Annotated in this window: 21 protein-coding genes and 2 pseudogenes; 13 read left to right on the forward strand and 10 right to left on the reverse strand. The window is 72.4% G+C overall.

The window, feature by feature from the left end:
• Positions 1-383: 383 nt before the first annotated feature.
• The 7 genes from HF577_RS07190 to HF577_RS07220 all read left to right on the forward strand — a co-directional run bounded on the left by HF577_RS07190 (position 384) and on the right by HF577_RS07220 (position 6,917).
• Positions 384-1,361 carry a DUF6807 domain-containing protein gene (locus HF577_RS07190; RefSeq protein WP_169394961.1) on the forward strand — a complete coding sequence of 326 codons (978 nt, stop codon included), beginning with the start codon at positions 384-386 and terminating at the stop codon, positions 1,359-1,361.
• 25 nt (positions 1,362-1,386) lie between these two features.
• Positions 1,387-2,664: an ABC transporter substrate-binding protein gene (locus tag HF577_RS07195; RefSeq protein ID WP_169394962.1), complete on the forward strand. Its 1,278-nt coding sequence runs from the start codon at positions 1,387-1,389 to the stop codon at positions 2,662-2,664.
• A 95-nt stretch (positions 2,665-2,759) separates the two neighbouring features.
• Positions 2,760-3,647, forward strand: a complete 888-nt coding sequence (locus HF577_RS07200; protein ID WP_407692191.1) for a carbohydrate ABC transporter permease — start codon at positions 2,760-2,762, stop codon at positions 3,645-3,647.
• Complete coding sequence (locus HF577_RS07205; protein WP_169394963.1) at positions 3,647-4,483, forward strand: carbohydrate ABC transporter permease; 837 nt, start codon at positions 3,647-3,649, stop codon at positions 4,481-4,483. The genes HF577_RS07200 and HF577_RS07205 overlap by 1 nt, the downstream gene beginning before the upstream one ends.
• Positions 4,480-5,058, forward strand: a complete 579-nt coding sequence (locus HF577_RS07210) for a hypothetical protein (RefSeq protein ID WP_169394964.1) — start codon at positions 4,480-4,482, stop codon at positions 5,056-5,058. Before HF577_RS07205 ends, HF577_RS07210 begins: the two co-directional genes overlap by 4 nt.
• A gap of 132 nt (positions 5,059-5,190) precedes the next feature.
• A complete protein-coding gene (locus HF577_RS07215) occupies positions 5,191-5,652 on the forward strand; it encodes a MarR family winged helix-turn-helix transcriptional regulator (RefSeq protein ID WP_211173911.1) in 462 nt (153 codons plus the stop codon).
• Positions 5,649-6,917, forward strand: coding sequence for an MFS transporter (locus HF577_RS07220; RefSeq protein ID WP_211173912.1), 1,269 nt, complete (start codon positions 5,649-5,651; stop codon positions 6,915-6,917). The genes HF577_RS07215 and HF577_RS07220 overlap by 4 nt, the downstream gene beginning before the upstream one ends.
• 137 nt (positions 6,918-7,054) lie before the next feature.
• On the opposite strand, the pseudogene HF577_RS37985 reads toward HF577_RS07220, so the two are convergent.
• The 4 genes and pseudogenes from HF577_RS37985 to HF577_RS07240 all read right to left on the reverse strand — a co-directional run.
• Positions 7,055-7,378 (reverse strand): annotated as a pseudogene (locus tag HF577_RS37985) (bifunctional nuclease family protein); the annotation flags it as partial.
• An 8-nt stretch (positions 7,379-7,386) separates the two neighbouring features.
• Positions 7,387-8,211, reverse strand: coding sequence for an MBL fold metallo-hydrolase (locus tag HF577_RS07230; RefSeq protein WP_169394965.1), 825 nt, complete (start codon positions 8,209-8,211; stop codon positions 7,387-7,389).
• The gene (locus HF577_RS07235) at positions 8,208-8,612 is read right to left on the reverse strand and encodes a VOC family protein (protein WP_169395019.1); all 405 of its coding nucleotides are present in this window, start codon (positions 8,610-8,612) and stop codon (positions 8,208-8,210) included. The genes HF577_RS07230 and HF577_RS07235 overlap by 4 nt, the downstream gene beginning before the upstream one ends.
• A gap of 107 nt (positions 8,613-8,719) precedes the next feature.
• Complete coding sequence (locus tag HF577_RS07240) at positions 8,720-9,712, reverse strand: Gfo/Idh/MocA family protein (protein ID WP_169394966.1); 993 nt, start codon at positions 9,710-9,712, stop codon at positions 8,720-8,722.
• A gap of 227 nt (positions 9,713-9,939) precedes the next feature.
• Between HF577_RS07240 and HF577_RS07245 the strand changes: the two genes are divergently transcribed.
• The gene (locus tag HF577_RS07245; RefSeq protein ID WP_169394967.1) at positions 9,940-10,845 is read left to right on the forward strand and encodes a collagen-like domain-containing protein; all 906 of its coding nucleotides are present in this window, start codon (positions 9,940-9,942) and stop codon (positions 10,843-10,845) included.
• 61 nt (positions 10,846-10,906) lie between these two features.
• Here HF577_RS07245 and HF577_RS07250 read toward each other — a convergent pair whose 3' ends face one another.
• Entirely contained in the window at positions 10,907-11,959 is a 1,053-nt protein-coding gene (locus HF577_RS07250; protein ID WP_169394968.1) for a YihY/virulence factor BrkB family protein, read from the reverse strand.
• Positions 11,960-12,145: 186 nt separating this feature from the next.
• On the opposite strand from HF577_RS07250, the gene HF577_RS07255 reads away from it, so the two are divergent.
• Positions 12,146-12,886 carry a Clp protease N-terminal domain-containing protein gene (locus HF577_RS07255; RefSeq protein ID WP_169394969.1) on the forward strand — a complete coding sequence of 247 codons (741 nt, stop codon included), beginning with the start codon at positions 12,146-12,148 and terminating at the stop codon, positions 12,884-12,886.
• A gap of 21 nt (positions 12,887-12,907) precedes the next feature.
• Here the strand turns inward: HF577_RS07255 and HF577_RS07260 are convergent, their stop codons facing one another.
• Together HF577_RS07260 and HF577_RS07265 are read right to left on the reverse strand one after the other, a co-directional pair.
• Positions 12,908-13,831 (reverse strand): Dyp-type peroxidase, encoded by a 924-nt coding sequence (locus tag HF577_RS07260; protein ID WP_169394970.1) that lies wholly within the window; start codon positions 13,829-13,831, stop codon positions 12,908-12,910.
• A 63-nt stretch (positions 13,832-13,894) separates the two neighbouring features.
• Complete coding sequence (locus HF577_RS07265) at positions 13,895-14,326, reverse strand: DUF3618 domain-containing protein (RefSeq protein ID WP_169394971.1); 432 nt, start codon at positions 14,324-14,326, stop codon at positions 13,895-13,897.
• A gap of 291 nt (positions 14,327-14,617) precedes the next feature.
• On the opposite strand from HF577_RS07265, the gene HF577_RS07270 reads away from it, so the two are divergent.
• Together HF577_RS07270 and HF577_RS07275 are read left to right on the forward strand one after the other, a co-directional pair.
• Positions 14,618-15,040 (forward strand): hypothetical protein, encoded by a 423-nt coding sequence (locus HF577_RS07270; RefSeq protein WP_312858990.1) that lies wholly within the window; start codon positions 14,618-14,620, stop codon positions 15,038-15,040.
• A gap of 65 nt (positions 15,041-15,105) precedes the next feature.
• A complete protein-coding gene (locus tag HF577_RS07275) occupies positions 15,106-19,461 on the forward strand; it encodes a cation-translocating P-type ATPase (RefSeq protein ID WP_169394972.1) in 4,356 nt (1,451 codons plus the stop codon).
• Positions 19,462-19,716: 255 nt separating this feature from the next.
• Here HF577_RS07275 and HF577_RS37990 read toward each other — a convergent pair whose 3' ends face one another.
• On the reverse strand, positions 19,717-20,721 hold the full coding sequence (locus HF577_RS37990; RefSeq protein ID WP_169394973.1) for a 1-acyl-sn-glycerol-3-phosphate acyltransferase: 1,005 nt from the start codon (positions 20,719-20,721) through the stop codon (positions 19,717-19,719).
• On the reverse strand, positions 20,718-21,563 hold the full coding sequence (locus HF577_RS07285; RefSeq protein WP_169394974.1) for a patatin-like phospholipase family protein: 846 nt from the start codon (positions 21,561-21,563) through the stop codon (positions 20,718-20,720). The genes HF577_RS37990 and HF577_RS07285 overlap by 4 nt, the downstream gene beginning before the upstream one ends.
• 329 nt (positions 21,564-21,892) lie before the next feature.
• Here HF577_RS07285 and HF577_RS07290 point away from each other — a divergent pair, with 329 nt between their 5' ends.
• Both HF577_RS07290 and HF577_RS07295 read left to right on the forward strand, forming a co-directional pair.
• Positions 21,893-22,351, forward strand: coding sequence for a DoxX family protein (locus tag HF577_RS07290; protein WP_169394975.1), 459 nt, complete (start codon positions 21,893-21,895; stop codon positions 22,349-22,351).
• A 111-nt stretch (positions 22,352-22,462) separates the two neighbouring features.
• Complete coding sequence (locus HF577_RS07295; protein ID WP_169394976.1) at positions 22,463-22,903, forward strand: DoxX family protein; 441 nt, start codon at positions 22,463-22,465, stop codon at positions 22,901-22,903.
• Positions 22,904-22,921: 18 nt separating this feature from the next.
• On the opposite strand, the pseudogene HF577_RS07300 reads toward HF577_RS07295, so the two are convergent.
• Positions 22,922-23,434 (reverse strand): annotated as a pseudogene (locus tag HF577_RS07300) (GrpB family protein); the annotation flags it as partial.
• Between the last annotated feature and the right edge of the window lie 6 nt (positions 23,435-23,440).

Consider the following 23,440-nt stretch of genomic DNA (forward strand, 5'->3'; position numbering starts at 1 on the left):
GCCCGAGACCGCTTCTGAACAGCCACATGTGTCCATGTCGCGGCGGTGCAGAGCCGGGCTGGTCGGCCTGCCTGCCGGAACGGGCGACTCGCGCACGCATTCCGGGCGACTCGCGGGGTGGGGGCGACATGGACACGTGTGGCTGATTTTCGGGCCCGGATTCCGCGACATGTGTCCATGTCGCGGTGCGACCTTCTCCCGTCGCGCGCGGGTCGGATGGGTGGTGGCGTGGGCGCCCGGACCGTCGGAAGTTTCGGAAAATTGCCGATTGTGCGGTTGCGTGTCGTATGCGACCGTTGCAAGCGCTTTCCGACCCCCGTCACCGTCGATCGGAGATCCGTGAGCACCCGGCCCCCGTTCCCCGCCGACAGCTCGGCACGCTGATGCCCTACGCCGGCGCCAGCGGCCCCGTCGGCGGCCTGCTGCCCGAGCCCGCCCCCCTCGGGCTCGGGCTGCAGCACGAACACGGCCGCTCGGTGTCCGTCACCCACCACGGCGCACAGCTGCTCCGCTACGTCACGCACCCGTGGGACCCGCAGCTCGAGTCGCCGCGGCCCTACGTCCATCCACTGCGGACGCTGTCCGGGCAGCTGGTCAGCCTCTACCGCCCGCACGACCACGTGTGGCACAAGGGTCTGGGCTTCGCGCTGCCCAACGTCGGGGAGCACAACTTCTGGGGTGGCCCGACCTACACGCGGGGCCCCGGCTACCGGCAGTCGGACAACGACGGCTCGATGCGGCACCGCAGCTTCGACGTGCTGCACGCCGACGCGGACAGCGCCACGATCGGACACGTCCTCGACTGGGTCACGGCCGCCGGGGAGACGGCGATCGTCGAGCACCGCCGCATCGACGTCACCGTTGCGGCGGGCGCGAACGCGTGGGTACTGACGTGGTCCACCCGGCTGACCAACGTCTCCGGCGGAGCGTTGCCCATCGGCAGCCCGGCGACCGAGGGCCGCGAGGGCGCAGGATACGCCGGGCTGTTCTGGCGCGGTCCGCGCTCCTGGACCGGCGGCACGGTGCTGGCCCCCGGCCGGTCCGGAGACGACGACCTCAACGGCGTCCACGGGCCGTGGCTGGGCTTCACCGGACGGCACGACGAGGGCGGCGACGCCTCCACGCTGGTGTTCGTCGACGCCGAGGACAACCTGCGGCACCCGACGCCGTGGTTCGTCCGCTCCGGCCTCTACGCGTGCCTGTGTCCGGCGCCGTTCGGCGAGACCGAGTACGTGCTCGACGACGACGCGGAGCTGCACCTGCGCTACGCGGTGGTCGTGGCGGACGGCGAGCACGACCCCGACGGCGCCGCGCACCTCGCCGCGCTGGGCGCGAAGTCCCTGACGCAGCGGTCCCGCTGACTCCCCTACCGATCTGGAGGAACGCATGCTCAACGGAGAGCGGCACCGATCCCGTCTCCTCGCCGCGCTGGCCTGCGCCGCCGTCCTGCTGCTCACCGCCTGCGGCGGGAGCGGCGGAGGCGACGGTGGGGACGGCGGTCCGGTGGAGCTCCGCTACTCGTGGTGGGGCAATGCCGACCGCGCCGCTCTCATGCAGCAGGCGATCGCGATCTTCGAGGCCGACCATCCGGACATCAAGATCACCCCGAACTTCTCCGACTTCGCCGAGTACTGGCAGAAGCTCAACACGGAGTCGGCGGGCGGCGGCACCCCGGACGTCCTGCAGATGGACTTCAGCTACCTGCGGGAGTACGGCGACCGGGGTCTGCTGCTGGACCTCGACAAGTCGGAGAACCCGGTACCCGTGAACGACCTGCTGCCCGGCCTGCAGCAGGCCGGCGTGGTCGACGGCCAGCGGTTCGCGGTGGCCCTGTCCGGCAACACCTGGGGCCTGATCTACGACCCGGCCGCGTTCCAGACCGCGGGGGTCAGCGTCCCCGAGCGCTGGACCTGGGAGGAGTACGGGGCGGCGATCACGAAGGTCGCGCAGACCTCCGGCATGGCGGGCGCGTGGGACTACACGTCGATCATGGGTGTCTTCGAGATCTGGCTGCGCCAGCAGGGCAAGGCCCTGTTCACCGAGGACGGCCGCATCGAGGCCACGCCCGCGGACCTGGAGCGGTTCTGGCAGCAGGGCGTCGACCTGCGGGCGGCCGGGGCGTTCCCACCCCAGGACAAGGTGGCGCAGGCCCTGCCGGTCACGGTGATGGGCGCCGACCTGGCGGCCTCGACCGTCAACCTCGACAGCATGGTCACCCGCTATGCGGGCGAGTCCGATCGGGAGTTCGCTCTCGGCGCGCTGCCCAGCTCGAACCCCGCCGACCTGGGGATCCGGCTGCGGCCGGGCATCCTGCTCTCGGCGTTCAGCGGTACCGACCACCCGCGGCAGGCGGCCCAGCTGATCGACTTCATGGTCAACGACCCGCGGGTCGGGGAGATCTTCGGCGGTAACCGCGGCCTGCCGGCCAGCAACGCGCAGCGCGCGGCCGCCACTCCGAAGCTCTCCGCCACCGACGCGGCGGTTGCCGAGTACGAGAAGACGATCGCACAGCAGCTGACGGTGCCGTCGGCCCTGCCGCCCGCGGGCGTGGGCACCGCCGACTCCGCCTTCCTGCGCATCAACGAGGAGATGGCCTACGGCCGCATCTCGGTGCAGGACGCGGCGGCGCAGTGGTTCTCCGAGACCGAGGCGGCACTCAGGTGACAGCGGGGACCAGTGCAGGGCCTGCCCTGTCCCGGGGCCTGCGCCCGAGCGCCGGTCCCCAGCAGGCCGGCCCGGGCGGGCGCACGAGGAAATCGTTGCGCACGGACGGGCCGGCCGGGTACTTCTTCCTGAGCCCGTGGATCCTCGGCATGCTCCTGCTGACGCTGGGGCCGATGCTCGCGTCGCTCTACCTGTCGTTCACGGACTACAACCTGTTCACGGCGCCGGAGTGGGTCGGGCTCCAGAACTACGTCGACATGTTCGCCGACCAGCGGTGGCGGCAGTCGGTGCTGGTCACGCTGACGTACGTGGTGATCTCGGCACCGCTCAAGCTCGCCGTCGCGCTGGCCGTCGCGATGCTGCTGGCCCGCCCGCGCCGGAGCCAGGGGTTCTACCGGTCGGCGTTCTACGCGCCGTCCCTGATCGGCGCGAGCGTCAGCATCGCGATCACCTGGCGGGCCTTGTTCAGCGACGACGCCGCGGTGGACCGGGTGCTCACCGCGCTCGGTTTCCCCTCGGGCGGCTGGGTCGGCGACCCGTCGCGGGCGCTGATGATCCTGGTGCTGCTGGCGGTGTGGCAGTTCGGCGCCCCGATGGTGATCTTCCTGGCCGGGCTCAAGCAGATCCCGCGCGAGCTGTACGAGGCCGCCGAGTGCGACGGCGCGGGCCCGTGGCGGAAGTTCTGGTCGATCACGCTGCCCACACTGTCGCCGGTGATCTTCTTCAACGTGCTGATGGAGACGATCGGCGCGTTCCAAGCCTTCACCAGCGCGTTCGTCGTCAGCAGTGGCAATGGTCTCGGCGGACCCGCCGGGTCGACCCTCTTCTACACGCTCTACCTGTACGAGCGCGGCTTCCAGGACTTCCGGATGGGCTACGCGTCGGCGATGGCCTGGATGCTGTTGCTGGCCGTCGGGCTGGTCACCGCGGTGCTCTTCCGCACCTCGCGTTCGTGGGTCTTCTACAACGACGGGAGCAGCTGATGACCACGCGCGTCCGCTCGGTGGTCTGGCACGTTGCCGCGCTCGCGATCCTCGTGGTGCTGCTCTACCCGGTGGCCTGGACGATCGGGGCGTCGTTCACGCCGTCCCGGGACATCGTGGGCAACCTCGAGCTGTTCCCGGCCACGCCGACCGGGGCGAACTACGCCCGGGCCGCGGAGGGCATTGCCGGGGTGAGCATCTGGAGCTTCTTCCGCAACTCCGTGGTGCTGGCCGTGCTCTCGGTGATCGGCACGGTGGCGTCGTCGGCGATGGCCGGCTACGCCTTCGCCCGGCTGCGCTTCCGCGGGCGGGGACTGATGTTCACGATGATGATCGGCACGCTGCTGCTGCCGTTCCACGTCATGATCATCCCGCAGTACATCATCTTCCAGCGGGCCGGCCTGATCGACACGTTCGTGCCGCTGCTGATCGGCAAGTTCCTGGCCACCGAGGCGTTCTTCGTGTTCCTGATCGTGCAGTTCATGCGCACGCTGCCGCGGGAGCTGGACGAGGCCGCCACGATCGACGGCTGCGGGCATCTGCGGCTGTTCTGGAACATCATCCTGCCGCTGTCGCGGCCCGCGCTGATCACCGTCTCGATCTTCACGTTCATCTGGACGTGGAACGACTTCCTCGGCCCGCTGCTCTATCTCAACAGCCCGGAGAACTACCCGCTGCCGATCGCGCTGCAGGCGTTCATCGACCAGACCACCACGTCGGACTACGGCGCGATGATCGCGATGTCGTTGCTGGCCCTGATCCCGGTGCTGCTGTTCTTCCTCGCGTTCCAGCGCTACCTCGTCGAGGGTGTGGCGACCTCGGGGATGAAGGGATGAGCAGCGACACCACCCGGGTCGGCCGGCTGGAGCTCTTCGCCGAGTGCCTGCTGCTCGGCGTGCTGGTGGCGGTTGCGGCGCTGCCGCTGGTCACCCTTCCCGCGGCACTCGCGGCCGGGTGTTCGGGTGTCCGCAGGCTCGTCGAGCACCGGACCAGCGGGGCGCGGGTGTTCGTCGGCGACCTGCGGCGGGCGCTGCACACCAGCGCGCCCGCGGCCGCCGGTGTCGTCGGGGGCTGCGCGCTCCTCGGGTTCGACGCCCTCGTGGTCGTGCGGGCCGGGCTCCCCGGTGCCGTCGCGGTGGCCGGGGTGGTCGCCGCCACCGCCGTCGCGGGGCTCGTCGTCCTGCTCCGCGCCGCGGCGCTGTGGCGCGCGGACGGCCCGGCGTGGTCGGCCCTGCTCCGGCTGGCGGGCGCTCGCGCCGCGGCCGACCTCTCCGGCTGCGCGCTGCTGGTCGGTGCGCTCGTCGCCGTCACCGCGCTCGTCTGGCAGCTGCCGGTACTCCTGCCACCCGCCGTCGGATGTCTCGTTCTGGCCGGCACCGCGATCGAGGCACGAGCGAGCGCCCGGATCTGACCGGGTGCCGGTCGCGTCGACCGGCCACACCGCAAGCTCTCCCGGTATCGGGGCTCACATCCCCTCACCAGCGGTGATACTTCCTCGGGCGTATAGTTGCTTATTGTCAGGCAACTATCTGGAGGAGGCGACATGACGGACACCTTCGACGACGAGGCAGTCGCCCGCCTCCGGATCGCACTCGCCCGCATCTCGCGTCTGCTCGACCGGCAGTCGCGCGGTGACGCGCTGACCCGCACCCAGGCATCCGTGCTGGCCACGGTCGTGCGTCTCGGGTCGGTACGCCTGTCCGAACTCGCTGACGTCGAGGGCGTCAACCCCACGATGCTCTCGCGCATCGTGGCCAAGCTCGAGGACGGCGGTCTGCTCCGTCGCGACCCCGACCCCGACGACCGGCGCGCCGCTCGCGTGGAGTGCACCGACGTCGGGCGTGCGGAGCACCTGCGCCTGCGCGCCGAACGCACCCAGCTGCTCAGCGCCCGTCTCGCGACGATGCCAGCGGCCCACGCGGCCGAGCTGCTCGCCGCGCTGCCCGCGCTCGAATCCCTCGCCGACCAGCTGACCCCCGCCATACCCCGCAAGGAGAACCAGTGACTCTCGTCGGCGAGCGAACCCTCGCCCCTCTCGATGCGCTGCGCCGGCAGACCTTCGCGTCCTTGTCCAACCCCAACTACCGGCGCTACATCAGCGGCCAGTCCATCTCGCTCGTCGGCACCTGGATGCAGACGATCGCGCAGTCCTGGCTGGTCCTGCAGCTCACCGGCTCGGCGACGGCGCTCGGCCTCGTCGTCGCGCTGCAGACCCTGCCGACGCTCGTCCTCGGCCCGTACGGCGGCGTGATCGCCGACCGGATGGACAAGCGCAAGCTGATGATCGGCCTCCAGTCGATGATGGGCGCACTCGCGCTGCTGCTCGGGCTGCTGACGATCACCGGCGTCGTCCAGCTGTGGCACGTGTACGCGCTCGCCTTCCTGCTCGGCCTCAACAACTGTTTCGAGAACCCGGCCCGCCAGTCGTTCGTCCTGGAGATGGTCGGTCCGACCGACCTGCGCAACGCCGTGAGCCTCAACTCGGTGCTGGTCAACTGCGCCCGCGCCGTGGGCCCGGCCGTGGCCGGCATCGTCATCGCCACCGGCGGCATCGGGCTGTGCTTCATGCTGAACGCGGTGAGCTTCGTCGCCGTTGTCGTGTCGCTCAGCCGGCTCGACACGTCGAAGCTCAGCCCCTCGGACCCCGCTCCCCGCGCTCCCGGACAGCTGCGTGAGGGCTTCAGCTACGTCCGCCGGACGCCGAAGCTCGCGGTGCCGCTGCTCATGATGGGGCTGGTCGGCTGCCTCGCGTACGAGTTCCAGGTGGTGCTGCCGATCGTCGCCAGCGAGACCTTCCGCGGTGATGCCCGCACCTACGGCTTCCTGACCGCCGCGATGGGCGTCGGCGCCGTGGTCGGTGGCCTCTACGTGGCCGCGCGGGGACGGACGGGGATGAAGTCGATGGTCGTCGGGGCCACCGCGTTCGGCGTGGCGCTGCTGGCCACCGCCTTCTCCCCCACGCTGATGCTGGCGCTCGGCGGAATGGCACTGGTCGGAGCGGCGAGCGTCGCCTTCCAGTCCACGGGCAACAGCACCCTGCAGCTGACCGCCGCACCGCACATGCGGGGACGGGTGATGGCGCTGTGGGCCGTCGCGTTCCTCGGGTCGACGCCGATCGGCGGCCCCATCGCCGGCGTGGTCAGCCAGCACTTCGGAGGTCGCGCCGGTCTGGTGCTCGGCGCCATCGCATGCCTCGTCGCCGCCGGGCTGGGAGCGATCGTCGTCCGCCGGGAGTCAGCCGCCGCCAGGGCGTCCGAAATCGTCGGGTGACACGTCGTCGAGGAACTCCCGGAAGTGCGCAGCTGCTGGTCCGGTGGGGCGTCCGCACCGTTCGGGAACAGGTCGCTGACCGGCTGACCGACCTCGTCGAGGATCGCGTCTGCCACGCCGATGGACAGGCCCTCCCGCACCGCGAAGGCCAGTGCGTCACTCGGCCGGACCGGAACGCGGTGGCCGCCGTCGAACACCAGCGCGGCCGAGTACCTGCCCTCGCGCAGCTCGGTGATCTCGGCGCCGTCGAGGTGGTGTCCGAGGCCCGTGACCACCGGCAGGAGCACGTCCTGCGGCAGCGGCGGGCGGGACTCGTCCCTCCGACCGGCCGCGATCACCTCCGCCGGGCCGCGGTGCAGGAACACGGGAAGGCAGCGGTCGCCGTCGACCTCGCCGAGCAGCAGCACCGGCTCCCGCGTCCGCACGTGGACCACCAGCCGCAGCACACGCATCTCCCGCATCCTCGGCCTCACTCCTTCGGGCGCCGCGGCCAGTCTGCGCCACCGGTGTCGCCGACGCGACGCGTCGGGGTGAGGTCGACGTCGTGGGTGGTGGCGAGGTCGTCGCCGAACCACGCCTGGATCCCGGCCTCCCGGACACCGAGGTACTCCGGGTGGTCGCGCCCCTCCGGCCAGACGAGCGGGACGTCGTGGCCAGGAACGACGACGGCGCCGGGCCGCTCGCGCCACAGAGCCGTGATGAGCGCAAGGGTGCGCCTGCTGGCGTCGCGGTCGGTGGTCATGTCGACGTCGCCGGACAGCAGCTCGGCACGGTTCTTCGCGGCGTCGCCGGTGAACAGGACGGGACCGGCGGTCCCCTCCACCAGGAAGACGAGGCTGCCCGGGGTGTGGCCAGGGGCGGCCACGGCCGTGATGCCCGGCACGACCCGGCAGCGCGCGTCCGGCCCGGTCTCGATCGGGCGGGTTCGTGGGTTGGTCGCCAGGTCTTTCACGTAGAGCTCGGGCACCGGGCCGAACGCGGGACCGACGGCCTGCGCCCAGGCGAGCTCCGCCGCGCCGACGTGCACTGCGGCTCCGGGGAACAGCAGGTAGTTGGCGGCGTGGTCGTGGTGGGTGTGGCTCAGCAGCACGTCGGTGACGTCACCCGGCTCGACGCCGTGTTCGGCGAGCCGCTGCGCGAGCACCGCCCGCATCCCGAAGCTCCCCGAGTCGACGAGCACCAGCCGGTCGGTCCCGCGCAGGAGCGTCACGCTGCTCCAGCCGAGCACGCCGTGCCGGGTGCTGCGACCCGGGAACCCCTGCACGAGCTCGACGACCTCGTAGGTCTCGTTCATGCGTCCACCTCCGGAGCCCTGAGCAGGTCCCACCGATTGCCGGCGACGTCGAGGAACACGGCGACGCGCCCGTAGTCCTCCCCACGGGGCGGGGTCACGAACTCGACGCCCGCGGACGCCATCCGCAGGTAGGCGGCATCGAAGTCGGCCACCTGGAGGAAGAACCCGACTCGGCCGGCCACCTGGTTCCCGACCGCGCCGGACTGACGTTCCCCGTCGGCGCGGGCGAGAAGCAGCCCGGTCCCGGCGCCGGGCGGCCGGACGACGACCCACCGCTTCGGCCTGCCGTCGTTCGTGAGCGACGGGGAGTCCTCCTCGAGCTCGAAACCGAGCACGTCGACGAAGAACGCGATGGCAGGGTCGTAATCGTCGACGACGACGGTGACCAGATCGATTCGCATCTGCACCTGGCGATGATGACCCCTTCCGCGCGCCGGGTGCGGTCTGCACAGGGCCCACGGGGCCTGCGAGGACCACAGCCGGCGCGCGGAACTGCCCGGCCTCGTACTCAGAGCTCGGCAGGCCCCTCCTGCGGCACCATGCCGAGCTGGTCGGCGACCGAACCCATCACGTCCTGCACCGCGACGGTGTCGGCGAGCGGCATGACCTCGCTCTGTGTGCGCCCCGCCAGGACACCGTCGGTGACCTCACGCAGCTCGTGGGCATAACCGCCCCCGACGTGCGGCACCGTGACCTCCTCCGCGTCGTGCCCGGTGCGGTGGAGCACGAACGTGTCGGGGTGGTGGAAGCGCGGCAGGAGGTCGATCCAGCCTCCGGTGCCGAAGATGCGCATCTGCCCGGGGGTGGCGCAGCGGAGCGAGGTGAAGAGGGACGCGGTGCGGCCGTCGGCCCAGCCCAGCAGCACGGCCTCCTCGATGTCGACGCCGTTCGCGGCGAGCGTGCCGTGGGCGGCGACCGTGTCGGGGGTGCCGAGCACCATCTGGGCGAACGAGATCGGGTACACGGTGAGGTCGAACAGCGCGCCGCCGCCGATGGCGATGTTGTAGTAGCGGTCGAGCGGGTCGGTCGGGGCGTTCACCCCGAGCTCGCCCTGCACTCCGCGAACCTCGCCGATCGCGCCGTCGGCGATCAGCTCCCGCATCCGCACCACGGCGGGCTGGAAGCGGGTCCACATAGCCTCCATCGCGAACACCCCCGCGTCGGTGGCCGCATCCGCGATCTCCCGGGCGGCCGCGGGCGTGACCGTGAACGCCTTCTCCACCAGCACGCCCTTGCCCGCCTTGATCGCCGCCAGCGCAACGGCACGGTGGTGCGGGTGCGGGGTGGCGATGTACAGCACGTCGACGGCGTCGTCCTCGACGATCGCGCGGTAGGAGTCGTGGACGCGGGCGATCCCGTGGGTGGCGGCGAAGGCCTGCGCGCGTTGAGCCGATCGGGACGCGACCGCGACGACCTCCGCTCCCGGTACGTGCGGGAAGTCGGCCACCACCTTCTCCGCGATCCGGCCCGGCCCCACCACTCCCCAGCGGACGATGCTCATGCCCCCATCCTGGCGGCGCCGCGGCTCCGATGCCGGACGGCATCCACAGCTGTGGACAGCTCGGTGGACAACTCGAACGGACGTTCGAGATTCAGATTGTGACGGTTTCGACCCGGGCGCTTGGGTTGCCGATCGATGCCTGGGATACCTCCCAGGAGTGGGCGCCGGTACCCGGCGCCACACCACGGACAGCCCCACATCCCGAGCGCTGATGGACAGGAACACAGATGGCAGACGAGACAGCAGAATCGACACCGACGGCCCGCCGGAGCACCGGCACAGATCGTCCCCGCACCGCACAGGCCGAGCGCGGCGAGCGCGGCGAGCAGGGCGTCCGCGGAGCAGCGGGCCCCGGCGGCGAGCAGGGCCGGGCGGGCGAGCCGGGCACCCGCGGCGGACAGGGCCTCCGCGGCGGGCAGGGCACGCCCGGCAACAAGGGCGAGCACGGCGCACCCGGCGAGAACGGCCGCCAGGGCGGACCCGGAGACAAGGGCGGACCCGGAGACAAGGGCGAGCACGGAGACAAGGGCGCACACGGCGAGCAGGGTTCGCCCGGCGAGCGCGGCCAGCAGGGCGCACCCGGCGAGAAGGGCGCGCCCGGCGACAAGGGTGAGCGTGGCGAGCAGGGCCCCAGCGGCGAGCAGGGCGAGCGCGGGGAGCACGGCCTGCCCGGCGAGCGCGGTGACAAGGGCCTGCCCGGAGAGCAGGGCCCACGCGGAGAGCAGGGCCTGCCCGGCGAGAAGGGCGAGCGCGGCGACCAGGGTCCGCGCGGCGAGCAGGGCGAGAAGGGCGAGCGCGGTGAGAAGGGCGAGCAGGGCGAGCCCGGAATCCGCGGTGCGCAGGGGCCGGCCGGCCCTCCCGGGCCCCCCGGGCTGCCGGGCCCGCAGGGACTTCCCGGTCCGCAGGGACAGCAGGGGTGGGCGCCCGCGCCCAGTCAGCCGGCAGCGGCGGGAACCCGATGGGTCGTTCCGGCCACGCCGGCGAAGGCCGTCGCGTCGGGGGTCGAACTGGCGTTCGCGCCGGTCCGGATCTTCGCCTCGATGGTCGAGACCATGGTGCGGGTGCAGCAGCAGACGTGGTCGGCGCTGACCGCGGCCCAGCAGCCGGGCTCCCGGGATGCCATGCGGCGCTGACCTCCGCGCGTCCACCGGCGGGTGCCCTCCTCCGGATCAGGAGGGCACCCGCCGGTGCCGTTCACGCGTCGCCGCGGACGTCGCCCGCTCCGCCGCCCCGAGGGCCGGTGGCGCCGGCCGCCGGGCGCGTGACCACGTAGTCCAGGCGTTCGAGCACAGCGGCGGCCACCTCCGGTGCGACCCGGACCGCGTGGGCGAGATCCTGCACCGGGGCCTGCCGCTCGGCACGCCGTCCCCGTCGGCGCAGCGGGGCGGGCCACAGGTCCTGCAGTGCGGCGTTGAGGTGGGCGCCGAGGATGATCGCGAGCGCGATGAAGAAGTTGCCGAGCAGGAAGGCGATGGGTGCCGCCAGCGCGCCGTAGGTGTAGCCGGTGCCGGTGATCCAGTCGAGGTAGAGGCGCAGGCCCGTCGCGCCGACGAGGAACACCACGGCGGCCAGCAGCGCGCCCGGCAGGCCCCGGTACCACGGCGGCTTGAGCGGCAGCGCGATCTTGTAGAACGTGGTGAGCGCCAGCACGAGCACCAGCCCGATGAACGGGTAGTACAGCGATCCGAGCACCACTCCCGCCAGCGGTTCCCAGGCATCGGGGAGCAGCGGGAGCAGGCGGTCGGGGCTCAGCGCGATGATCGGGAGGAACACGATCCCGACGGAGAGACCCACCAGGTAGAGCAGGATCGCGAGGATCCGCTGCCAGACCAGGTTGCGCAGCTGGTACTGGCCGTATGCCCTGGTCACCGCATCGACGAACGCGGCCATCGCCGAGGATCCCGACCAGAAGCTGAGGACGAACCCGATGGAGATCACCTCACCACGGGCGGAGGTCAGGACGTCCGCCACGGTCGGGACGATGATCTCCTCCACCGCGTTGCGGCTGAACACGCCGCTGGTGAGGTCGATGATCCACTGCTGGACGGCCACGACCGTGTCCGGGCCGAACCAGCCGCCGACGTAGCCGAGCACGCCGAAGAGGCCCAGCAGCAGGGGTGGCAGCGACAGCGTCTGCCAGAACGCGGCGGAGGCGGACTCGCTGAAGATGTCGTCGTCCCACGCGCTGCCGACCGTGCGCCGCAGCACCCGGCGCACCGCGTGGCCCCGCTCGCGGGTGTCCGTCACCGCCGGGCGCTCGTGGTCCGGCCCCGACCCTCGTCCTCCCGCGCCCCCGTCACCGCGTAAGGATGCGCCGCAGCCACCCGGCTGTCGCTGCCGACGGCGACCACGGCTGCCGTCTTGATCATTCCGAGATCCAGCTACCGTCAACTTCGGGTTGACGAACCTCTACCGTCAACTTAGAGTTGACGCATGACGAACCGCGTCCGCATCGCCAACCCGGTCCGACTCGACGACCTGATCGACGGCATCAAGAAGGTCCACACCGGCGCCCTCGACCAGCTGTCCACCGCAGTCATCACCGCCGAGGCCCTCGACGACCTGGCCGACCACCTCATCGGCCACTTCGTCGACCAGGCACGACGCTCCGGCGCGTCCTGGACGGAGATCGGCCGCAGCATGGGCGTCTCCAAGCAGGCGGCGCAGAAGCGCTTCGTGCCGAAGGGACCCGGTGAGCCGGCCGACCTCGATCCCGATCAGGGGTTCAGCCGGTACACCGACCGTGCGAGAAACGTGGTGGTCGTCTCCCAGAACGAGGCCCATGCTGCCCGGAACGACACGATCCGGCCCGAGCACCTCGTGCTGGGTCTGCTGGGCCAGCCGGACGGGCTCGGCACGCAGGCGATCGTCGCGCAGGGCGTGGAGCTGGAGACGGTGCGCCAGGCGGTCGTGGCGGCCCTGCCCCCCGCGGCCGATCCGGTGCCCGACCTCGTCCCGTTCGACCCGCAGGCACGCAAGGCGCTGGAGCTGACGTTCCGGGAGGCCCTGCGGCTGGGCCACGACCACGTCGGGACCGAGCACATCCTGCTCGCGCTTCTCGAGCTCGAGAACGGCACGGGCGTGCTGGGCGGCCTCGGTGTCACCAAGGAAGGCGCCGAAGCCACCATCACCGCCGCCGTGGCCGCCCGCGCGGCCGCCGACGAGCAGCAGTAGACGGGGGGCGCCCGGGGCTCGTCAGTCGTCCTCGGGAGGCGCGAACCGCCGGAGCGCGTCGATGGAGGGGACGGTGTAGTAGCCCCCGGAGACGGGCTGGGTGTAGCGGGTCAGCGCGTCGCGGATCCCGTCGCCGACGCCCGCCATCTGCCGCAGCATCTCCTCGAGCCGGAACTGCTCGCAGCTGAATCCGACGAACGCCGTGCCGTGCCGGGTGGCGGTTCCGTAGGCGACGTTGCGCCGGAAGATGTCCAGTTCCTGCCCGTCGACCTCCAGCGTCGACCGCGAGACGTGGCTGTCGGCGGGCATCGTCTCGTCGTCGAACTCGATGCTGTCGGGCTTGGTCCGGCCGATGACCCGTTCCTGCTCCTCCTGCGGCAGCTTCTCCCACGCAGTCGTGCTGTGCTCCCACAGCTGGACGAGGACGATGCTGCTGCCCGCCCCCGGCTTGCCGCCGGGCACCAGCGCGACCTCCGGGGCCTCCAGCAGCGACGGGTTCTCGGTGCCGTCGATGAACCCGGTGAGGTCGCGGTCGTGGCGGTACAGCCAGCCGGCCGTCTCCCGTCGCAGCCGGGCGACCGCCGAGAGGCCGTCGACGATCGCCCGTCCGTTGTCGAACACCGCCGTGCGGTCCCCACCCGCCGTCCACAGCCAGGCGTCGTGCTGGGTGGCGGGCATGGTGAAGCCGTCAGGACCGGCGATGCCCTCCTCCCAGCCGCGGGCGCCCGACGGCACCTCGGCGGGGTCGGCCACCTCCGCCCAGAGTTCGGGCCGGAAACCGACGACGAGGTTGACACCACCCGTGGTCGACAACGGTCCCACCAGCGAGGCCGCGGCCGTGACGAGATCGACCGGCTGCGCTCCGGGCAGGAGGTCGAACTCCTGATACCCGTGCTCCGGTGTACCCAGGGCGAAGATTCCCGGCTGCGCATTCACGACGACCATGCTGGCAGTGTCCACACTGGCGCGCTGCCGCCCCGGCTGTGTGTTCGGGCACCGATCGGGCGATCAGCCGCCGTCGGCGGCCGTGACCCTGGCCTTCCGCCGCCTGCGCAGCACGACGAGGAGCAACAGGGCAGCGGCCGCACCGGCCACCGCACCCGGCCGGTCCCGAAGGATCTTCCGGACGGCTTCGGCCTTCTCGACGGCGAGCCGGTACATCCGGTCGAACTGCTGCTGGGCCGCCGCGACCGTCTCCACCTTCTTGGCCTGCACCCGCGCCGGGACGTCCAGGCGCGCCACGAGCTCCTCGACGGTGTCACCGAGCTCCGCGCGGAGCTCGTCGATATGCCGCAGCCGATCGTCGTCCAGCTCGACGACCTCCTCGCGGAGCTCCTCCGACGACTTCCCTCTCCCGTCGACCACCGGTCGGTCCGGTGCCACGGGCACCGTCCCCTCGCCGGCGTCGTCGGGCTCCCTGCCCGTCGCACCCGTGCTCATCGTGGTGCCCTCCTCCTGATCCGACGTGGCGTCGCCACCCACGTGGATGACCGTTTCTCCGGCCGGCCAACCGCGAACATCGGCGATGGCACCCAGGAGAGCCACGGCCGGGCGCCGCCACCGAATGGGGACTTCATGGCGATCACGACCATGAACGAAATGCGACAGATGCCGTTCCAGCGAGATTTCTCCGCTCCATTCGGCCCAATTTCGCCGCCTCATGTTTTCCTCCCGGCCACCCCGGAAACGCTCAGCTGTTCAATCCGTGATCGACGCAGAGCGAGGTGGGCAGTGACGGCCAAGGCGAGGACGACGGAGAAGCAGCCCGAAGACGTGCGCCCGGACCGCCCGGCCGAGGGCCGGTTCGAAGGACACCGGTCGGCCACGGTGAACCTGCCGTTCGTGACCGCCCAGTTCCGCGTGCCGGATCTGCATGCGCCGAGCCGCGGGGACCTCGACGCCGCCGCACGTGGAGCGCGGTCGATGCTGCCGTCGACGAAGTCGATGTTGTTCTTCGGCGGTCTGGCGGCCACCGCCGTCGTCGGCGTGCTCGAGTGGCCGGTGGCGGCGGCCATCGGCATCGGCAGCGCGTTGGCCAGCCGGGGTTCGGCGGATCCCCAGCCCCGCGCGGCGTTGCCATCCGCGCAGGCCGAGACCACGGGTTCGACGACGACACCGGGGTCGCCGCCCCAGGCGGGGAAGGCACAGAACTGACCTGATCCGTCAGGACGAGCCGCGCCAGGTCGCGGCTCGTCCTCATGCTTGGCTGCGAGGCACTGGTGTTGCAGAGCGTCTTCGACCTGGCCGGTGCCGCCGTAGGCACGATCGCCGGCGCTGCGAGTGGGGTGGCCGAGCTGATCTCGGCCACCACCTCCGGCGCCACCTCGGTGTCGGACGGGCGGGTGCACGTCCCCGTCCGCGGACTCCACACCGGCGACGCGCCGACCACCGCCATCGAGGACCGGCTTCTCGCCAACGAGGGCGTCTGCCGGGCCGAGGTCAACGCGGCGCTGGGCCATGTGCTGGTCGAGTTCGATCCGGACCTGCTCCCCGTGTCCGAGGTGCTGGACCTCGTGCAGGAGGTCGAGGAGGACCACGGGCTCGCGTCGGAGCCGCACACCGACCAGGACCACCCGGGAGCCGCCGGCCGGGCGCTGCAGGAGGCCGCGCTGTTCGGCCTCCATGCCGTCGGGTTGGTCTACACGACCGTGGGCAGCGCGCTGCCCGCCGCGCCGATCGCGCTGCCGTCGTCGATCCTCGCGCTCGTCGACGCCACCCCCCGCCTGCGCGGACTCGTCGAGGCGGCGGTCGGCGAGCCCGTCGCCGAGGCGCTGCTCAGCACGGGCGCCGCGATGTCCAACGGGCTGGGCAAGCGGCCGATCGGGCTCGTCGTCGACGCCTGCCAGCGCTACCTCCTCTACCAGGAGAGCCAGGCCCGCCGTCGGGCGTGGACGGTGTGGGACGGCGCTCTTGCCGGTCAGGAGGGCGCCCATCGGGCTGCGGCCCACCCGGTCGGCCCCCGCCCGGCGCCCCTGCCGCCAGGACCGGTGGAGAAGGTCGCCGACCGGTCCGGCGTGGCCGCTCTCGGCGGCGCCGCGGCGCTGTTCGCCGCCACCCGGTCGATGCCGCTGGTCACCACCTCACTCGCTCTCGGCGCACCCAAGGCCGCGCGGTCGGGGCGGGAGGGGTTCGCCGCCCAGCTCGACCGCGCCGCCGCCGCGAGGGGCACCCTCGTCCTCGACCGCCACGTGCTGCGCAGGCTCGACCGCGTCGACACGATCGTGCTGGACTCGGAGATCCTGCTCACCGGCCGCCACGGCATCGACGAGGTGATGCCGATCGGCGAGGGCGTCGATCCGGCCGAGCTCGTCGAGCGGGCCCACGACCTGATCGACATGCGCAGGCCACGACGTCCGAGTGCCCAGGAGGGATGGGCGGTCGCGCCGACCGGCCCGGAGGCGGCGGAACGGACGGGCGAGGCGGCCACCGCGCTCTCCCGGCGGTCGTCGATCATGCTCACCCTGCGCCGCGACGGCGATCCGGTCGCCCTCGTCGGCGTCTCACCGGTGCTCGATCCGTTCGCCGAGGCGGTCGTGGCGGCCGCCGCACGGGCCGGCCTGGTTCTCGTCGGAGGTCCTGCCGAGCTGGCCCGGCGCCTGGAGCTCGACGGGGCCGTCGCCGGCGGGGCCGGGCTGGTCGGCGCGGTACGGGCGCTCCAGGCCGACGGTCACGTGGTCGCCGTGGTCAGCGGGACCCACCACGGCGCGCTCGTCGCCGCCGACGTGGGCATCGGAACCGTGACGCCCCGGCAGACCCCGCCGTGGACGGCGGACGTGCTGACCCGGTCGGCGGGCGAGGTGTGCCTGCTCCTGGACGCCGTCGGCGCGGCCCGGCAGGTGAGCCGCCGCGCCGCGCAGCTCGCCGTGGCGGGGTCGGGGTTCGGAGCCCTGCTCGCCGTGCTCGGGCCCCCGACCGGCGCGGCGAGCCGCGCCGCCATTCCCGTGCACACCGCCGCGCTGCTCGCGCTCTGCCTCGGCGTCTGGTCGGCGACGACGCTCGACCGGCGCCCCGCCCCGGTGCCGGCCGACCGGACGCCGTGGCACGCCATGTCGGCCGGGGCCGTGCTGGGCACGTTGCGCAGCACACCGACCGGTCTCTCCGAGGTGGAGTCGCGGCGGCGCCACCACGAGCGGTCCACGCCCGGCGACCCCGACGCGGCCGGTCTCGGCCGGGCGACCCTGGAAGAGCTCGCCAACCCGCTCACCCCCGCACTCGCCGCCGGGGCCGGGGTCTCGGCGGCCACCGGCTCGATCCTCGACCCGCTGCTGATCACCACCGTGCTCGCGGTGAACGCGCTCATCGGTGGGGTGCAACGGGTCGCCGCGCAGCGGGCGCTGCGCACCCTGCGGCACAGCAGCGCGTCCCGGGTGCACGTCCGCCGGGGTGGGTCCGAGGCGGAGCTGCGCGCCGACGAGCTGGTCCGAGGTGACGTGATCCGGCTGCAGGCCGGTGACGCGGTCCCGGCGGACTGCCGGGTGCTCTCCGGGCACGACCTGGAGGTGGACGAGTCGTCCCTGACGGGTGAGTCGGTGCCGGTGGCGAAGTCGAACCGCGCGACGAACGCCCGGACGCTCGCCGACCGGCGCTCGATGCTCTACGAGGGCACGGTGGTCGCCGCCGGGCGGGCCGAGGCGGCGGTCGTCGCGACCGGTAGCCACACCGAGGCCGGTCGGGCGCTGCACCACGACGGCGAGCAGGCGCCCCCGACCGGCGTGGAGATCCGGTTGCGCAAGCTCACGGCCCGCACCCTGCCCATCTCGCTCGGCGCAGGCGTCGTGCTGATGGCGGTGGACCTCCTGCGCCGGCAGCCGACGGGGGTGGCACTGACCCGGGCGGTCAGCCTCGCGGTGGCCGCCGTGCCCGAAGGGCTGCCGTTCGTGGCGACGGTGGCGGAGCTCGCGGCCGCCCGCCGGCTGTCCGCCCGCGGCGCACTGGTGCGCAACCCGTCGACGATCGAGGCCCTCGGCCGGGTGAACGTGCTGTGCTTCGACAAGACCGGCACCCTCACCGAGGGCCGGATCAGTCTCCGCCAGGTGTCCGACGGGACCGCCACCGCCACCGTCGACGAGCCGCTCCCTCGCGACCTGCAGGACGTCGTCGCCGTCGCGGTGCGCGCCAGCCCGTTCCGGGCCGACCCGCACCAGGTCACCCACCAGACCGACCGGGCCGTGCTGCGCGGCGCCGACGCCATCGGGGTGAGCGCGGAGAACGGGCACGCGCTCGTCGAGCAGCTCGACGAGCTCCCCTTCGAGTCCAGCCGCGCGTACCACGCCACTCTCTGGCGCGGTCACAGCGGCGAGCGGATCAGCGTCAAGGGCGCACCCGAGGTCGTGCTGCCCCTCTGCAGCACGCGCAAGCGGCACGAGGACGCCCACCCGCTCGACGACGCCACGCGCGCCGCCATCGACGAGGAGGTGCACCGCCTGGCGCGGGAGGGACACCGCGTACTCGCCGTCGCCCAGCGGCGCGTTCCCCACCAGACCCGCCTGGCCGAGGCCGACGTCCGGGACCTGGAGTTCCGCGGTCTCGTCGCGCTCGTCGACCCCGTCCGCCCGACCGCCGCCCATGCGGTGGCCACCCTGCGCGCCGCGGGCGTCGAGATCGTCATGATCACCGGCGACCACCCCAGCACGGCCCAGTCCATCGCCGCCGAGCTGGATGCCCTCAACGGACGCACGGTCATGACCGGCGTCGAGCTCGAGGAGCTCACCGACGCCCAGCTCACCGACACCCTGCCCCGCACGGCGGTGTTCGCCCGCGTCAGCCCCTCGCAGAAGGCACGGATCGTCCGGCTGCTGCAACAGCGGGGTCTCGCGGTGGCCGTCACCGGCGACGGCACCAACGACGCGCCCGCCATCCGCCTGGCCGACGTGGGCATCGCGCTGGGTGCCAGAGCCACGCCGGCCGCGCGCGAGGCGGCCGACCTCGTGGTCACCGACGACCGCATCGAGACCATCACCGATGCGATCGTCGAGGGCCGCGGCATGTGGTCATCGGTCCGCGACGCCCTGTCGATCCTCCTCGGCGGGAACCTCGGCGAGATCGTCTACACCCTCGCCACCGGGCTCGCGGGAGGCAGCGGCGTGCTGAACGCGCGGCAGCTCCTGCTGATCAACCTGCTCACCGACGTCCTGCCCGCGATGGCCGTCGCCGTCCGCCCGCCGCCCCACGCCACCCCCGAACAGCTCCTCGCCGAAGGACCCGAGACCTCACTCGGCGGCGCCCTGATCCGCGACATCCAGGTCCGCGCCGCCATCACGGCGACCGCCGCAGGCGCCGCATGGCTGGTGAGCCGCCCCGTCAGCACGCCGGGCCAGGCCGGCACCACGGGACTCGTCGCGCTCGTCGGCGCGCAGCTCGGGCAGACCCTCGCCGTCCGCGGGCGCACCCCGCTCGTCGCCGCGTCGGTCGTCGGCTCGATGGCACTGCTCGCCGTCGCCGTCCAGATCCCCGGGCTCAGCCACGCCGTCGGGTCGCGGCCACTCCTGCCGCATCAGTGGGCGATCGCGCTCACCGCGGCGGTGGCGGCCACCACTGCACAGCTCGTGGCGCAACGTCTCGTCGCCCCCGGCTGAACGCGCTCGTCATCTTCTCGCCATCGGACATCCAGCCCGGGTGCGCCCATCGCTCACCACCGTCACCGATCCTGGACATCCATCGGAAGGCGGAAGCTATGACCGGTTTCTTCACCGCGGTGCTCGTCGCGGTCGCAGCAGCACTTCTCGAACGGCTCGCGGTGCGGGTCGCCAGGTCGTTCTGGGGGTCGCTGCAGCCCGCTGCCGCCTGACCCGATCGCCGATCCACCCGGCGGGTGGCGCGGTGTCGTTCGCTCAGGGCAGCCTGCGGGTCTCCTCGATCCAGTGGTCGATCTTCGCCCACCACTGGTAGAGCCACTCCACCTGGTCCTCCTCGCCGGACGGTACGTCGGCCGCGGGCACCCGCCACCAGCGCATCCGTACGGTCGCGTCGAGCGGGAGCTCCCGCCAGATGTCGGCCACGGTGTAGAGGTGGTCGAGTCCGGAGTGCGCGACGAACACGACGTCGGCCTCGGGAGCCGCGGCCAGCGCCGCGTGGACTCCGCCGGGACGCGGCGGCAGTACGTGCCGCATGGCCTCCGAACGGCGCGCCATGCGCTCCAGGCCCCGCGCCCGCAGTCGCTTGATCCCGGCCAGCCGCCTGCGCTCGGTGAAGTTGCCACCCTCGGGGAAGATCACGAACGCGTCGTTGTGGTCGAGCGCGGTGGCGAGCTCGCCGATCCGTCGCTGCAGCTGTGCTCCGCCGCCGGCCGGCAGGAACCGGGTGGGCAGCCGGTTGAGCACCACGTCGAGCGCCGGATCCCACTGCAGGGCCGCGGTCAGCACGATGCGCGGCTCGCGCGCGTACCAGTTCACCAGCGCGTGGACCAGGAGGAACGAGTCGCCCGGGCCGGCGTGGCGGCAGAACACGAGCAGCGGACGGTCGAGGTACTCGTCGGGGTCGGGGCCCTCCACCTCGACCTTCAGGCGCAGCACCCGGACCGCCTCGCCGTAGAGCACCTGCAGGTACCAGCCCACGAGCCGGTAGTGCAGGTACTGGAACGGCGGGGAGCGCACCAGCAGCCCGAACCCCGACACCAGCCACAACACGAACAGGACCACCAGCACGACGCTGTCGAGCACCATCGCCACGACCGCCACCCACAGCACGCGCAGCGGGCGCCACCGGCCGGGAAGGAACGGCGACAGGGCAGCCGCGAGCAGCAACCACATCGGCAACGTGGTGACCACAGCGACGGTCATCAGCACCACGGCGGGTGCGAGCATCGTCCGCCGGACCCAGCGAGGCGGTGGCGTCACCGGTGGTCGCTGCCGAGCGAGGCGTCCAGGTACTCGACGGACGCCCGGTACGCAGTGGCGATCCGTTTCGCGGTGGTCCCGACGTCGCGGTAACGCAGCGCGGCGCGGCTGTCCCAGCGCGGGGCGGCTCCTTCGCCTGCCGGCAGCACGTGCACGGTGACGCCGTCGGGAACGGCGGCCAGATCGCGGGCGTAGCGGTGTCGGCGCGCGATCTCGAAGGCCACCATCGCCACTTCCCACGGCTGCCGCGGCGGTCGGAGCGGCTGGTCGACCCGACCGACGTGCAGCACGAAGATCCGGTCAGCGCCCAGCTCGACGGCGTGGCCCAAGGGGATGCTGTTCACCAGGCCACCGTCCATGTAGTGGCGGCCCTCGACGACCGCGGGCGGCAGCAGCCCGGGCACGGCCGCCGAGGCCATGACCGCGTCGACGATCCGGCCGCGGTCGAACCAGTGTTCCGCGGACTGCTCGATACCGGCCGCGCAGCACAGGAAGCGCACCGGGAGATCCTCGATCCGCCGGTCCCCGAGCACGGCGGTCAGCGCCCGGCGCAGCGGCGTCGAGGGATGCGCCGCGACCCGGCTTCGAGCGAGCTCCCGCAACCGTCCGATCGTGCCCGCCGCGAACACGGCCCTGGCCTCGGCCGAGGACCACAGCGCGGTGAGCCGGTCGGGCACGTCGGCAGGCGGCAGCGCGGCGAGGACCGCACCGTTGATCGCTCCGACCGACGTGCCGAGCACCAGGTCGGGACGCACTCCGGCCTCGACGAGCGCGCGGAGCATGCCGACCTGGACGGCGCCGAGCACGCCACCCCCACCGAGGACGATCGCGGTGCCAGCCATCGACCGCCATGCTGCCAGCCGCCACCGATCAGCACAGGACAAGGCGGCCACGATCACGACGGGCCGGGAGCCCGCTCCCGTGTCGTGGGGGACAGAACACGTGAAGTGATACAAGATCTCGACGCTGAGCGCCCAACGGTGTCGATCAAGGGGTTGACCGACCGGACACGTGCGGTCGTGCGCGAAGCGGCACTCTGCCTGCTGCTCGTCGCTGCCATCCGTTCGATGGCCGCGCCGACGGCGGGGCGGCGGAGCCCGGACAGCGCTGCTGAGTTGACTGATAGCAGCCTCCTGTCAGGCTGATCACCGAGTCATCCCTGGAGTTCCCGATGTTCCGATCCCTGCCCGCGCCGTCACGCGACTGGATGCTGCTGCTGTCGCGTGTCGTGATCGGCGTCGTGATGTTCGCCCACGGCTTTCAGAAGCTGGCGATCGACGGGATCGGGCAGACCTCGGCCGGGTTCGAGAACATGAGCATCCCGCTCGCCATCGTCTCCGCCTCGTTCGTGACGGTGGTCGAGTTCGCCGGCAGCGTGCTGATGGTGGCGGGGGTGGCCACCCTGCTCGTCGCCTCGCTGGAGCTCGTCACCATGGCGGGCGCCGCGATCTTCGTCCACATCCCCCACGGCATCTTCGTCGGCGACGGAGGCTGGGAGCTCGTCGGCGTGCTCGGTGCGGGGCTCCTCGCCATCGCGGCCACCGGCCCGGGGCGCTACAGCGTCGCCCATCTGATGCGGACGCGTGAGTCGGTGCCCCAGCAGCGGCCCCCGGCCTTCGGGACGACCTGACGGGGACGGGAGCACGGCGCCGCCGTGCCGATGCACCCCGGCGAACGCCGCAGGTGCGTCCTCCCCTCACATCGACGGTCCGATCCCCGCACTTGCCTCTGGAGGCTCCCCATGACGTTGCCCAAGCCCACCGATGACATCGCCGTCCTCGTCGCCCGCGTCCTGCTCGGTGTCGTGCTCATGGCGCACGGCCTCCAGAAGCTGGTCACCGACGGCATCGGCGGCACCACCGCGTCGTTCCAGGCGATGGGCATCCCGCTCCCGACGGTCTCCGCTCTCTACGCCACGGTCGCCGAGATCGGCGGAGGGCTACTGCTGCTGGTCGGCCTGGCCACCGCGGTGGCCGCGATCCTCGTCGCCCTGGACATGGCAGGCGCCCTGGTCTTCGTCCACATCAGCAACGGTGTCTTCGTCCAGAGCGGCGGCTGGGAGCTCGTCGGCCTCATCGGCGTGGTCGCACTGCTGATCGCGGCGGTCGGTGCCGGTCGCTTCAGCATCGACGGCGTGCTGGCGGCCAGGAAGCGCCCGGAACGCTCGGACGCGGCCGCCTGATCCCACCACGGTCGCGACGAACTCGGCCTTGCCGTGCGAGTACGCCTCGCGATCATTCGCGTGCCGGGACGCCAGTTCCTGCTTGGTCCGGGCGTACCGCCTTCTGAGATCGGCGTCGCTCCGCAGCGCATCGCGGAAGACGAGCTGTTCGTGCCATCGCGGACTTCCGTCGATCATCAGGTGTAGGTGCGCAACGCGCCGGTCGTCCTCGACGAGCACGAAGAAGCGACGCCACGGCCGTCGGTCGAGCTCCGCGGGCACGACGTGCCAGCCCTCCGGGGCCAGCACATCCGCGACGTGTGCCGTACAGGAGAGGTCGGCCACGGCCGCCTGCACGTCGATGATCGGCTTGGCAGCGAGTCCGGGGACGGCCGTCGAACCGATGTGCTCCACAGGACGGGTGAGCCACTCCGCCAGGAGCCGGCCGAGTTGGCCGGCGACGAGCTCACCGCGGCTGAGCCAGAGCGGGTCGTGGTCGACGACCTCCACGGGTTCCGTCGCCCAGCGCGGCCACTGCCCCGGTTCCGTCACCGCCCA

The sequence above is a fragment of the Pseudonocardia xinjiangensis genome (assembly GCF_012911925.1).
Lineage (GTDB): Bacteria > Actinomycetota > Actinomycetes > Mycobacteriales > Pseudonocardiaceae > Pseudonocardia > Pseudonocardia xinjiangensis.